Genomic DNA, 13217 nt, shown 5'->3' on the forward strand with positions numbered 1-13217 from the left:
ATATGAAACAGCGTGACATGGTGATTCTTGACGGGGGCATGGGACGGGAGTTGCAACGCAGCGGCGCACCGTTCCGCCAGCCGGAGTGGTCGGCGCTCGCCCTCAGCGAGGCCCCCGAGGCGGTAGTCGGTGTGCATGCCGCGTTTATCGAAGCCGGGGCGCGGGTGATCACGAGCAACAGCTATGCGGTGGTGCCGTTCCACATCGGTGAGGCGCGGTTTGCCGAAGAAGGCCAGCACCTGGCCGACATCGCCGGGCAACTGGCGCGCCAGGCCGCCAGGGCCAGTGCGCATCCTGTACAGGTGGCCGGGTCGTTGCCGCCGCTGTTCGGTTCGTACCGGCCGGACCTGTTCCAGCCTGAGCGCGTCGCAGAGGTCCTCACGCCGCTGGTTCTGGGCTTGGCTGCACATGTAGACGTCTGGCTGGCCGAGACGCAGAGCGCCATTGCCGAAGTGCGCGCCATCCATGCCCATCTGCCCAAGGACGGCAAGCCGTTCTGGGTGTCGTTCACCCTCCAGGACGAAGAGGTCGACCCGATCCCTCGCCTGCGCTCCGGCGAGCCGGTGAGCGAGGCGGTGGCGGCGGCAGCCGAACTCGGCGTGGCGGCCGTGCTGTTCAACTGCAGCCAGCCCGAGGTCATCGGTGCCGCGATCGACGCCGCGTGTGCGGTGATCGACGCGCGCCAGGCCGACATCGCCATCGGCGCCTATGCCAATGCCTTCCCGCCCCAGCCGAAAGAGGCCACCGCCAACGACGGTCTGGATGAGTTGCGCGACGACCTGGACCCGCCGGGTTACCTGAAGTGGGCCCAGGACTGGCGTGAGCGCGGTGCGAGCATGATCGGCGGCTGCTGCGGCATCGGTCCGCAACACATCGCCGAGCTCGCCCAGCACCTGCGTTGACCGGCTGGCGGACTTAGAAGTCGAACGTGACCCCGGCGTACAGCGCGCGCCCGTCGCCTGGCGAATGCAGCGAAGCCTGCGCGCCATCGGGGTCGTACCAGACGTATGCGTAGTAGCGGTTGGCGAGGTTCTTCAACTGCAGGTCGACGCTGACCGACTCGCTCAGTCGGTAGCTTGCGCTCAGGTTCATCAGCACGAAGCTGCCGTAGCGGCCCTGGGTGTTTTCGCGTTCCAGGTAATAGCGCGACTGGCCGTTCATCCAGGCGCCCAGTTGCAATGCTGGCGAGGCCTGGTAGCGGACTCCGGCATTCCACACGTGATGGGGGACATGATCGATCTCCTGTCCTCGGCTTGCCGGCAAGGCGGCGCTGGGCTCCAGGATGCGCGAATACTGCCAGGTATAGGCCAGCCACCACTCGGTGCGCTCGTCCGGGTGCAGGTTCATCTGCAGGTCATAGCCCCAGCGCCGAGTTTCGCCGACGTTGTCGGACTCGCCACTGGGATCGTTCAGGCGCCGGCTGACTTCGCCACTGGCCTCCTGGCGCCAGTAAGCCAGGCGACCGTCCAGCCAGCGCGTGGGGTTGAAGGTGATGCCCGTCTCCCAGCCCTCGTTGATCGAGGGCGCCAGGTCCTGGTGGCTTGGCGGGATCTTGTACGCCGCCGCGCCGGTGCCGACCTGGAAGGTACGACCCCAGTTCGCGTACAGGCCCGCCACGTCCCATGGCGTCCAGGCCATGCTCAGTTTCGGCTGGCGGATCAGGCCGTAGTCGTTGATCGGCGCCTGCTGTCCATTGGCGCGATTGTCGAAGTGGCCACTGAGCGTGTCGACGCGATAGGCCGGGACGATCTTCAGCGAGGCGACTGGCTCGATCTCGGCCTGCACATAAGCGCCGAGCGTGTCGAAATCGAACTGCTGGTCGCGGGTAAGGGCCTGGCGGGTTCGGTCGAGGGTGCGATAGCGCTGGCTGCGATTGTCCTGGCGGTTTACGTCGCTGCCGCCTTCCAGGGCCAAGCCGTGCAGGTCCTGAACCTCGGGTCGCCAGGTGAGCGAGGTGAGGGCGCCATACTGGGTTTCGTTCGCGTAGCGCTCCTGCTGTGCGCTGGTGCGCCAGTACTGCGTCCAGCGCCGGTCGTCGAAGGTGTTGAGATAGACCTTGGTGGACCAGGCGAGGTCGTCGGTGAGGTCGGTGTCCAGATGCAGGCTCAGTTGGTTGATGCGCCGCGTGCCTTGGTCGGTCGCATTGAAGGCATTGCTGTGGCGTGGCTCGTGGCGGGCGTCGTCTGCGCTGAGGTAACCGGCCTCCTGGGCGGTGCTCTGGTAGTGGCGTGCGATCAATCCTGCGCGGTAGCGGCCGTCATCCGGGGTGTAGAACCATTTGCCGGAAAACGTATAGCGCTCGGTGTCGGCGTGGTCCCGGTATCCGCCGACCTGTTGGCGGGCGAAGAAGTAGTTCTGAGTCCAGTTCGTGCCTTCGATGCCTTTGGCCAGTTGTACTTCGCGGGTGTCGAAACTGCCATAGCGCAGTCGCGCCTGGTTGTAGTCGCCCCCGGTGCGGGTGTTGATCGAAACGTTGCCGGCGATGTTGTTCAGTCCATAACGTGGGTCCTGGGTGCCACGCACCACCTGGATGTTGTCGATGTCGAGCGGGAACACCGCATCGATGAAGGGCATGTTGCCGTCGTTGGTGTTGCTGGGGATGCCATCGATCAGCAACTTCACGGCGTTGACTTCCCCCTCGCCATTGAAGCCGCGCATCGACAGCTTCCCCGAGGTGGTGCCCTGGTTGAATTCGGTCAGCAGCACACCCGGCGCGCGCCTGAACAATTCCCAGGCGTAGGCGACGGGCAGGGTGTCGAGCGTGTCGGCGCGCAGCACATCGACCGAACCGATCAGCGCGGCGCTGGACAGTGGGCCGGTTTCGCGGCCTGAGACGCTGACAGCGCCCAAGGTCAGGGGGGTACTCGCGGGAGGGATCGTCTCGGCTTTGGCCTGGGGGGCCGGAGCGAGGGTGCAGGTGAGGGCAAGCGCGGGCAGGGCGGCGCGTGCGGCATGGCGTGACGCAGTCATGGAAAGCGGTTCCTGGCAGGACAGTCGTATGCGTGCGCGCAGCAGTGCGCAGCGCGGTGCTCTAGGGACGAGTCTTCAAGCCAGAGGAGAGGCGCGCGGTGTGAGGGCGGGTCGTTGCTCGCGCGGGACTGGCCGGTCAGGCGCCGGGCTGAGGAGCAGGACGTCGGGCCAGAAGCGCGGGATCAGATGTCTGAAATAGGTCGAGGCCAAGGCGGCCTGGCCTGCGTGGCCGCAGCAGCAATCGCCGGGCGCAGGCGTGCTGTCGAGCTGATCGGACAACTCGGCCTGGTCGAGCTTGAGTTGCGCCAGCACCGACTTGGGCAGGTTCTGCACACCATGCAGGCTGCAGAAACTGCCCAGCAGCAACGATGAATCGACTGCCGGAGGGCGTAGCGCGCGGTCGAGTGGCATCGCCAGCAGGTTGAACAGCACGACGAGGCAGGCAAGCAGCAGCAGGGGCGTGTGACGCGTGGTGGGCATTGGCCATCCTTGAGCGGGACGGCGCTATTAAGCCGCAGCTGGGTGAGTCTGTAAAAGCTTTAGGGCGCGCCCATTTGCCGCAGTTTGGCCACCGACCTGAATCGGTAGCCCACGGCCCTGACCGTGCTCGGTACTTGCATGACCCCTGCGGCTTCGAGCTTGCGCCGCAAATTATGGACATGCGTGTCGATCACGCGGCTCTGGGCATCGCTGTCGGGCATGCTCGACGCCAGCAGCTCTTCGCGGGTGAAAGCTTTGTAGGGGGTTTTAAGCAGTGCAGTCAGCACGCCCAGTTCGGTCCGAGTCAGACTCAGCAGGACCGAGTCTCCGTCGGCAGTGCGCACGCCACCGACCAGGGCCTCGAGGTCCACCCAGACGCCGTCGCATTCGAGGACGCTTCGCGACGCCTGTGCTGGCCAAGCACGGCGCAGTACAGCCTGAATGCGCGCCGTGACCTCTCTTGGGTTATAGGGTTTGGGAATGTAATCGTCCGCCCCTTGGCGCAGTACGCCGATTTTTTCCGTGACGTCGGCCGCGGCGGTGAGGACGATGACGGGCGTTAGGCAGGTTTGACGCAGTTCGAAGAGAAATCGATGTATGTCTCTTCCTGGCAAGGTGATATCCAGCAGGACCAGCGCTGGATCGAGATGGCGAAATAGGGCTTGGCTTGGAATGCCGTCGTGTACGACCGTGGTTTCGAAACCTTCCCTTTTCAGATAAGTCGCCAGCACGCCTGCCCCCTCGGAGCGGTCTTCAATGATGAGGATTCGTCGATGATTCAAAAGCACCTCGGGTGACAAATCGCGCACAGTCCACCGTGAACAACAGGGCGAGCGCTGTATGGGAATCAGGCGTTTTACGCAAGATGCCCGATCAACGCCCGCTGACTTTTCTCCAGATCACTGGGCCAAAAGCGACTCCGGCACTCCGTCCGACAGACGTCCATCATCTGAGGGGGCACACGACCGTCCACGGCCAATGGGGAAGTAGGTGATACCGTGCCTGTGCATCCGCTCGGGATCGAAGAGATTTCTGCCGTCGATGATGACCGGTGCGTTCAGGCGGTCTTTGATCGCCTCGAAATCCGGGGCCTTGAACTGTTGCCACTCCGTGCAGATAACCAAGGCGTCCGCCCCCGTCAGCGCCGCCTCAGGCGTGCCCATCAACGACAGGCGCGCATCGTGGCCGTAGGCGCGTTGGGTTTCCAGCATCGCCTCTGGATCGTAGGCATTGACCCGCGCCCCGTGGGCCCACAGTGATTCCATGAGTACTCGGCTGGGTGCATCACGAATGTCATCGGTGTTGGGCTTGAACGCCAGTCCCCAGAGCGCGAACACCTTGCCGGTGAGATCGCTGCCGAAGTAGCTCTTGATGCGTTCGAACAACTTGCTTTTTTGCCGCCCATTGATCGCTTCCACAGCCTCCAGCAGGTCGCTCGGGCATTGCACCTGCTGCGCGCTGTTGATGAGCGCGCGCATGTCCTTGGGAAAGCATGAGCCGCCGTAGCCGCAGCCTGGGTAGATAAAGTGGTAGCCAATTCGGGGATCTGCCCCCATGCCCAAACGCACCGACTCAATGTCGGCGCCCACGTGTTCGGCAAGTTCGGCGAGCTGGTTGATGAAGCTGATCTTGGTGGCCAGCATGCCATTAGCTGCGTATTTGGTCAGTTCGGCGCTGCGCAGCGTCATGAACAGCATGCGGTCATGGTTGCGATTGAATGGCTCATAGAGTTCGCGCATCACCTGACGCACCGCTTCGCTCTCGGTCCCGATGACGATCCGGTCGGGTCGGCGACAATCAGCCAGTGCCGCACCCTCCTTGAGAAACTCCGGGTTCGAGGCAATTTCGAACTCCAGTGAGCGCCCCGCATCGTCGAGTCGCCGGCGAATGTGCTGGCGCAGGCGATCACCGGTACCCACCGGCACCGTGGATTTCTCCACGATGATGACCGGTGCTGAGCGGTGAAGGCTGATCTGATCCGCCACCGCGAAGACTGCCCCCAGATCTGCCGCACCGTCTGCCCCCGGGGGCGTGCCGACCGCGATGAATTGCACGTGCCCATGCTCCGCAGCCAGACATGAGTCGCTGGTGAACCGCAATCGTCCGCTGTCCAGACCTTCGCGCAGCAGTGCCTCGAGCCCCGGCTCGAAGATCGTCGCCACACCCCGCGACAGTGCGTCCACCTTGTTCTGATCGATGTCCATGCACACGACATCATGACCGACTTCCGCCAGCACACTGGACTGCACCAAACCGACGTAGCCGCTCCCATAGACCGTGATTTTCATTGACTCTCCTTGCAACACTGCACAGGGCAGTCGCGGCTCGCACCGCAGGTATTCATTAGCCATACGCCGGCCACGATCAGGCCCACGCCCACTGTCTTGATGGCCGAGAAATGGGTGTCGAAAAAGGGCAGGCTGGCCGACAGGATGTAGACCAGCGCGTAGCTCAGGCCAAGCAGGCCGTAGGCCCTGCCCAGAGGCAGGTGGCTTAGGGCTCGTAGCCAGAAGCCGAGTGAAACCGCGTAGGCCACGACACCGCCCGCTACCCAGGCGACTGCACCCCTGGGCCACGTGGCCCAGGCCCAGTCGCAAATCGCTGGCAGCCGAGTCATGCCCCAGTGCATGGCTAGCTGCGCAGCGCTGACCAGCAGCACGCTCGTCCAGGCAGCGGCCAGACCTGTGCGGGGGCTCATGACAGCCCCCCCAGCATCAGCACGCCACTTGCGATCAGGGCGATGCCTGCCAGATTTCGGCCTGGCAGCACTTCGCCGAACAGGTAGCGCCCAGCTAGCGCCACCAGCACGAAGTTCAGGCTCAGCATTGGATAGGCGACACCGACATCCATGTGCCGAAGCACGCCCAACCAGCAGCCCAGGCCCAGCACCAGACTGATCGATGCCAGCCATGGCCAGGGGCAGTCCAGAATGGCCCACCGCGAGGTGCCGCTGGCCAGCGCCGCCCAGGATTGAGCCGTGAACTTCTGCGCGATCTGCCCGCAGCAGGTCAGCAGCGAGGTGGCGAGTATCAGCAGGATGATCATGGGGTCTGCTCGAGAATGACGAGCGACAAGTGCCCCGATGCGTACCGTCTGCCGCCAGGGAGCTGCGGCAGATGGCGGCCAGAGCCGTCCTTGCTTCTCAGTACGACGGCGACCGATCCCGTTTTTCGTGTCTCGTGCAACCACGCCTGAAAGGCGTCGGGTGCGACGCTGCGATGACTGTGTTCGGGGTATGACAAGCCGTACTTCAGTTCACCTCTGGTGCCGTAGAGGGTGACATCGGGTCTTTTTGTAAGCCACGCCAACGCCGAGGCGGCGCCCAGGTCATTGCTCACCAGGTGCGTTACGTTCATCAGTTCCGGCAGATGCGTGGCAATGAACGTGTCAGGTGTCTTGTTGTTCACCACACGTGCGGGCATCGCCGCTGGCAGGATCGCGATCAGCGTCCAGAGGCCCAGCAGCGGGGTGTACCACAAGCGGATGGGCTTGATCGCCTGGGCCAGACCACACAGCCCCCACACGACGATGACGATGACTGCCAGCCACAACACCAGAGGTTCATCGACATAGACCGGCTGTTTCCACTGCACAACTGCCAGGCCGCCGCTGGCAATCACGGCGATGCCGAGATTGATCCAGCCGTTGAAGCGAAGCGCTGCACCTTCGTACTCGCTCAGGCGCCGGTCGATGGCACGGGCCATCATCAGCGCCAGGGGCATCAGGCACGGCATGATGTAGGTCGGCAGCTTGCCACGGCTCAGGCTGAAGAACAGGAACGGTAACACCAGCCAGAGCGCCAGGAAGACCATGTCGGCGGATGAGCGCTCGCGCCACGCTTGTTTGAGGCTGATCGGGAGCAGGCCGGCCCAGGGCAGGGTGGCCGCGAGCATGAGGGGCAGATAGAACCACCAAGGCCGCAGGTGCTGGGCGTCTTCGGCAGCGAAGCGTCGAATGTGCTCATGCCAGAAGAAGAAGCTCCAGTAATCCGCCTCCCTGGCATGCACGCTCAACGCCCAGGGTGCGCACACCAACAGCGCCACTAGCACTGCGAGTGGCCCAAACTTCAGCAGTGGCTTGAAGCACTTGCGACACACGGCGTAGGGCACGGCGATCAGCACCGGCAACAGCAAAGCGAGGAACCCCTTGGTCAGGAACCCCATACCGCAGGCCAGTCCAAGCACGGCCCACAGCCCGAGTCGCCGTCGAGTCGTTGAGGCGTTCAACGCGCCCCACAGTGCAGCGAGGCTGAAATTGACCCACCAGGTGAACTGAGGATCCAGGTTGCTATAACCGGCCTGGCCGGCAATCAGCCCGAAGCTCGCATAGAACGCCGCCGCCAGCCAGCTGGTACGGCGGTTGTGCCAGATGTGCTGGGCCAGTTGGAAAATCAGCAGGGTGCTCAGGGCTGTGGCGAGTAGCGATGCGATGCGTACTCCGACAAGGTTCTCGCCGAAGACCGCTTGTCCTGCGGCGATCATCCAGTAACCGGCTATGGGCTTTTCGAAATAGCGCAGGCCCATGAAATGGGGGGAAACCCAATCACCGCTGAGCAGTATTTCCTGGCCGATTTGCGCGTAGCGCGTTTCGTCCGGGATCCATAGACCATGGTTGCTTAACGGCAGGGCATAGAACAGGACGAAGATCAGGACGATCAGTGACCACTGTTGGACGCGACTCATGTATGACGAACCCCCACCCAGCCTTCGCGGCCCGCCACCGCCCCGCGTATGACATGGGCGGTCGGTAGGCGATGGACATCCTCTGGCAGCAACGCCCCCAGGGGCTTGAAGTCGATGCCGCGCCAGGCGGCGCGTTTGAGCAGTTGTTCGAATCCACTGGCCATGCTCCGGCCTTCCACTTCGGCATGGACGGTATAGACGCCATCGCGGCTGGCGGTCAGTTGATCGAGGATGAGCTCGTTGAAGCTGTTCAAGGACAATCCAGGCCTCGTCATTTCGTCAAAAGTCGGTAGGCTCACAGGAATCTGCGGGGTGCCTGGGCATTCGTCGGACAGTAGCGGCAGGAAGATTCCGCAGCCTCGGCAGTCGCTGTTGTAGCGAAAATCGAGCGCCTGCTTGGCCGAAAGGATAGGGGTGTCAGCCCGCCAGCCGGGTGCTGCCGAACAGGTCACCGATTGGCCAATGATGTCTTCGAGGCATTCCTTGCCCTGACGCACCTGATCGACCAGAACGTGATCCGGCCATCGGCCGGCGTGGGCTTGCCAGGCGTAGTGATCCCAGGCGTGCAAGCCGATCTCATGACCTGCCTCCTGGGCGCGCCGCATGATCGGTGCCAACTTGTTGCCTATCGACTTTCCAGGCCATGCCGTGCCGGCCAGGAGCACGTCCCATCCATAAAGGCTGGCGGCCTTCGAGCGCAGCATCTTGTGCAGGAATGCCGGGCGGGCCAGTCGCCAGAGGTGGCGCCCCATGTTGTCGGGGCCCACGCTGAAAAAGAAGGTGGCCTTGACCGCAGCGGCGTCGAGCAGATCGAGCAGCGCGGGCACGCCTTCACGCGTGCCGGTAAAGGTGTCCACATCGATCCGCAATCCCACCCGACTCATTGGCCTCTCCCGCGCTCGCGGAGCGCTTCGTTGAGGAAAAAGTCCAGGGTCTTGGCGATGGTCTGTTCCAGATCGACGGTCGGCTGCCAGTGCAGCAAACGTCGTGCATTGGCGATGCGTGGTTTGCGGTGGCTGACATCCTGGTAGCCGTCGCCGTAGAACGTGCGGTTCTCCACCAACTGAAACCCGGCAAAGGGCGGGAACTCGCCGCGTAGCGGGTGCGCATCAAACTGACGCAGCAAGGCTTCGCCCAACTCGCGGATGCTCGCCTCGTTCTCGGGGTTGCCTATATTGATGATCTGCCCGTCGCAACAACTTCCTTCGTTGTCGATAATGCGCGCCAGCGCTTCGATGCCGTCGGCGACATCGGTGAAGCAGCGCTTCTGTTCGCCACCGTCGACCAGGCGTATGGGGGTGCCTTCCACCAGGTGCAGGATCAGCTGGGTGATCGCTCGCGAGCTGCCAATGCGCGCCGAGTCCAGGCGATCTAGGCGCGGGCCTACCCAGTTGAACGGACGGAACAAAGTAAAACGCAGACCTTGCTTCCCGTAGGCCCAGATGACTCGGTCCAGCAGTTGCTTGGAAACCGAGTAGATCCAGCGCTGTTTGTTGATGGGGCCTACGACCAGGTTCGACCTGTCCTCGTCGAACTCCGGATCCTGGCACATGCCATAGACTTCCGAAGTGGAAGGGAATATCACGCGTTTTCCGTACTTCACGCAGTAGCGGATGATCTTGAGGTTTTCTTCGAAGTCCAGTTCGAAGACGCGCAACGGGTTGCGGGTGTACTCGATGGGGGTGGCGATGGCGACCAGCGGCAGTACGACGTCGCATTTCTTGACGTGGTATTCGATCCATTCGCTGTGGATGCTGATGTCGCCCTCGACGAAGTGGAACTGTGGATTGTCCTTCAACCGTTCGATGGCATCCGAGCCAATGTCCATGCCATGGATTTCGTAGTTGCCGTCACTCAACAGTCGCTCGGACAGGTGATTGCCGATGAAGCCATTGACGCCGAGGATCAGCACCCGCGTCGGGCGTTTTGCAGGCGGGTGCGCCGCGTTCAGCGACGCTCCCTCCACAAGGCCCAGCTCACGGGCCAAGCCCGCACCGCAGAGATACAGACCATGGTCGCCGCGCTGTGCATGGCGCACCACCAGCGAATCTTCCCCGCAGGCGATGCGCAACGGATCGGCGCACAGCACCGTGCCAGGCGGCTGACCGAGGTTGCCCGGGATGACATCGGCGTCCCAGATCAACAATTTGTGCTCACTGGTCTGGCAATAGGCGCCAGGGTAGGGATGGGTCAACGCGCGGATCAGGTCGTAGAGTCGTTTGGCCGGGCACTGCCAGTCGATCAGGCCATCGGCGGCCGTACGGCGGCCGTAGTAGCTGGCCTGGGTTTCATCCTGCAGCACCTCTGCAAGGCCACCGGCCGCCAGTAGTGGTAGCTTTTCGCGCAGCAAGCCAATGGTTGCTGCGCGCAGTTTCTGTTGAAGCCTCAGACCAGTGTCGGTCTCGGCGATGGCTACCGGAACTTGAGCAAGGATCGGCCCGGCATCGGCGCGTCCGACCATTCGGTGCAGGGTGACGCCGGTCTGCGTCTCGCCGTTGATGATGGCCCAGTTCGCTGGGGCTCTGCCTCGGTAGCGTGGCAGCAGGGACCCGTGCAGGTTGAATGCGCCGCGCTTGGCGCAGGCGAGGATACACTCGCCCAAGAGCTGGCGGTAATAGAAGGAAAACAGGAAGTCCGGCTCGAGCTCGCGAATGCGCTGCACCCACAGGGGATGATTGACGTCTTCGGGGGCGTAAACCGGGATGCCACGCTCAGCGCACAGACGCGCTACGGAGCCGAAGAAGATCCGTTCCTGAGGCTGATCGATGTGGGTGAAGACCGCGCAAATATCGTAACCGGCTTCGAGAAGTGATTCGATGCCGGTGCAACCGATATCGTGATAGGCAAAGACAACGGTTTTGACGTTCATGTCGTCAGGATTCCCTGGCAGAAGGAAGCGGATTGGCAGGCTCCGGCGGTACCGGGCGCGAAGCAGGACAGGCTCTGATAACGTGCTCGATCAGAAATCGCGGGCGCGCCCTGACGTCGCTGTACAGGCGGCCCAGGTATTCGCCCAGCAGCCCCATGCCCAGCAACTGGACGCCGCTGAACATGAACAACACGGCGAACAACACGAACAGACCGTTACCGGCCCAGGCCGCGCCAAATGTCAGGCGCAGCAGCACCAGCGCGCAGGCCAGCACGAAGCCAGCACTGGCCATGGCTGCACCGCACAGACTCAACAGGCGCAGGGGCATGTTGGTCATGCAGGTGAGCAGATCGAACATGAGGTTGAGCAGGCCCATCGGGCTGTACTTTGACTCGCCATGCTCACGCTCGGCATGGGCGACGCGGATTTCGCAGGTGTGGCGGGCGAAGCTGTTGGCCAGCACGGGAATGAAGGTGCTGCGTTCCTGGCACTTGAGCATGGCGTCGACAATCGGGCGACGGTAGGCGCGCAGCATGCAGCCATAGTCGTGCATGGCCACCCCGGTGGCGCTCTTGACCGCTCGATTGACAAGCCGCGAGGGCCAGCGTCGCCATGCTGAGTCCTGGCGGCGCGCGCGGACCGAGCCCACCACGTCATAGCCACAGGCGGCTTGCTCGACCAGCCGTGGAATTTCCTCAGGTGGATTCTGCAGGTCGGCATCCAGGGTGATGATCAGATCCCCGGCGGACTGCTCGAAGCCTGCAAAAATCGCCGCATGCTGGCCATAGTTTCGGTTCAGCAGTACGGCCACCACCGGGCTGCCCTCGACCGAGGCTGCCTCCTGCATGATCGTCGAGGAACGATCGCGACTGCCGTCATCCACCAGGATGAGTTCGAACGGTTGCGACAGACGACTGCAGGCGGCAAGCGTCCTGCACAACAACTGGGGAAGGCTTGCCTCTTCGTTGAATACCGGAATCACGATCGAGACGAGTTTGAATGATGCCGGCTTCATCCTCGGCGCTCCAGGCAGTGTTCGATGGCTGAAACAACCCGTTCAACGTCGTGGCTCTGCATGTCGGGGAACAGTGGAATCGAGCACAGCCGCGAAGCATTCCATTCACTCTCCGGCAGTCGAACATCCGGGTAGGCCTGGCGGTAGTAGGGGTGCAGGTGTGCAGGAATGAAGTGGATGCCGCAGCCAATACCCTGGTGCTTCATGGCGTCCATGAACGCGTCGCGAGTCAGGCCACAGGCCTGCTCATCGATGCGCAGGATGAACAGGTGCCAGACGTGGCGGATCGGGTAGGTCGGAACAGCCAGCGGCTTGACGGGCAGATCGGCCAGGCGAGCGGTGTACTGTTCGGCCAGCGCGTGGCGCCTGGCATTGAGTGCTTCCAACCGTCGCAACTGAACCAGCGCCATGGCCGCATTGATGTCCGCCAGGTTGTACTTGAAGCCTGGCTCGATGACCTGCGCCTGGGGGCGCCGGCCTTGGCTCGAGCGATCAAACGCGTCAACTTCCAGTCCATGGAATTTCAGGCGCCGCACGCGATCGGCCAACGCGTGGTCGTCGGTGACCAGCATGGCGCCTTCGGCGCAGGTCAGGTTCTTGATGGCGTGGAATGAAAAGATGGCGGTGCCGCTGGCGCCGATCCGAGCATCGCAATACTCGGTTCCCACCGCATGGGCAGCGTCTTCGATCAGCGCAATGCCGTGCTGTTCTGCAAGGGCTCGCAGAGGTCGCAGGTCCAGTGCGGCTCCGGCGAAATGAACGGGTATGATTGCCCGCGTTCGCGGGGTGATGGCGGCCTGTACATGCTGTGCATCGCACATCAGGGTGTGCCGATCGACGTCCACGAACACCGGCGTGGCGCCGATCAGTGAAATGATGTTGGCTGTCGAAACCCAGGTCAGCGAAGGCGTGATGACTTCATCTCCTGGCCCGATCCCCAACGCCAGCAGCGTGACGTGCAATGCGCCGGTAGCACTGGACAGTGCAACTGCATGTTTGCCGCCCACGTACTCGGCAAAGCGCTGTTCGAGCTCCAGATTTTTCGACCCGCTGGTGATCCAGCCTGATCGGAGCACCTGTGCAACGGCGGTAATCTCTTGCTCGCCAATGCTCGGACGAGAAAAGGGTAGAAAATGCTCGGTCATGCAGACCTCGGTAGCCGACTTGAAGGCAAGGAACCCATTGGTTCCTCGAAGCGCTG

12 protein-coding genes are annotated in these 13217 nt (G+C 62.9%); 1 reads left to right on the forward strand and 11 read right to left on the reverse strand.

Going from position 1 to position 13217, the window contains the following annotated elements; genetic code table 11:
* Positions 1–17: 17 nt before the first annotated feature.
* Positions 18–902 (forward strand): homocysteine S-methyltransferase family protein, encoded by an 885-nt coding sequence (locus Q7C30_RS14745; RefSeq protein ID WP_317871970.1) that lies wholly within the window; start codon positions 18–20, stop codon positions 900–902.
* 13 nt (positions 903–915) lie between these two features.
* On the opposite strand, the gene Q7C30_RS14750 is transcribed toward Q7C30_RS14745, so the two are convergent.
* The 11 genes from Q7C30_RS14750 to arnB form a co-directional block, all read right to left on the reverse strand.
* On the reverse strand, positions 916–2970 hold the full coding sequence (locus Q7C30_RS14750) for a TonB-dependent receptor (RefSeq protein WP_317871924.1): 2055 nt from the start codon (positions 2968–2970) through the stop codon (positions 916–918).
* Positions 2971–3045: 75 nt separating this feature from the next.
* Positions 3046–3450: a DUF2946 family protein gene (locus tag Q7C30_RS14755; RefSeq protein WP_317871925.1), complete on the reverse strand. Its 405-nt coding sequence runs from the start codon at positions 3448–3450 to the stop codon at positions 3046–3048.
* 59 nt (positions 3451–3509) lie between these two features.
* Entirely contained in the window at positions 3510–4259 is a 750-nt protein-coding gene (locus Q7C30_RS14760; RefSeq protein WP_317871926.1) for a response regulator transcription factor, read from the reverse strand.
* Positions 4260–4349: 90 nt separating this feature from the next.
* Entirely contained in the window at positions 4350–5738 is a 1389-nt protein-coding gene (locus Q7C30_RS14765; protein WP_317871927.1) for a UDP-glucose/GDP-mannose dehydrogenase family protein, read from the reverse strand.
* Entirely contained in the window at positions 5735–6148 is a 414-nt protein-coding gene (gene arnF, locus Q7C30_RS14770) for a 4-amino-4-deoxy-L-arabinose-phosphoundecaprenol flippase subunit ArnF (protein ID WP_029613408.1), read from the reverse strand. The genes Q7C30_RS14765 and arnF overlap by 4 nt, the downstream gene beginning before the upstream one ends.
* Positions 6145–6495, reverse strand: coding sequence for a hypothetical protein (locus Q7C30_RS14775; protein ID WP_029613407.1), 351 nt, complete (start codon positions 6493–6495; stop codon positions 6145–6147). Before Q7C30_RS14775 ends, arnF begins: the two co-directional genes overlap by 4 nt.
* On the reverse strand, positions 6492–8132 hold the full coding sequence (gene arnT / locus Q7C30_RS14780) for a lipid IV(A) 4-amino-4-deoxy-L-arabinosyltransferase (RefSeq protein WP_317871928.1): 1641 nt from the start codon (positions 8130–8132) through the stop codon (positions 6492–6494). The genes Q7C30_RS14775 and arnT overlap by 4 nt, the downstream gene beginning before the upstream one ends.
* Positions 8129–9016 (reverse strand): 4-deoxy-4-formamido-L-arabinose-phosphoundecaprenol deformylase, encoded by an 888-nt coding sequence (gene arnD / locus Q7C30_RS14785; protein WP_317871929.1) that lies wholly within the window; start codon positions 9014–9016, stop codon positions 8129–8131. Before arnD ends, arnT begins: the two co-directional genes overlap by 4 nt.
* On the reverse strand, positions 9013–11001 hold the full coding sequence (gene arnA / locus Q7C30_RS14790; RefSeq protein WP_317871930.1) for a bifunctional UDP-4-amino-4-deoxy-L-arabinose formyltransferase/UDP-glucuronic acid oxidase ArnA: 1989 nt from the start codon (positions 10999–11001) through the stop codon (positions 9013–9015). Before arnA ends, arnD begins: the two co-directional genes overlap by 4 nt.
* 4 nt (positions 11002–11005) lie before the next feature.
* A complete protein-coding gene (locus Q7C30_RS14795) occupies positions 11006–12016 on the reverse strand; it encodes a glycosyltransferase (protein WP_317871931.1) in 1011 nt (336 codons plus the stop codon).
* Positions 12013–13161: a UDP-4-amino-4-deoxy-L-arabinose aminotransferase gene (arnB, locus tag Q7C30_RS14800; RefSeq protein WP_304484099.1), complete on the reverse strand. Its 1149-nt coding sequence runs from the start codon at positions 13159–13161 to the stop codon at positions 12013–12015. Before arnB ends, Q7C30_RS14795 begins: the two co-directional genes overlap by 4 nt.
* Positions 13162–13217: the final 56 nt, after the last annotated feature.

It is taken from the genome of Pseudomonas sp. RAC1, assembly GCF_030658255.1.
Taxonomy (GTDB): Bacteria; Pseudomonadota; Gammaproteobacteria; order Pseudomonadales; family Pseudomonadaceae; genus Aquipseudomonas; species Aquipseudomonas boreofloridensis.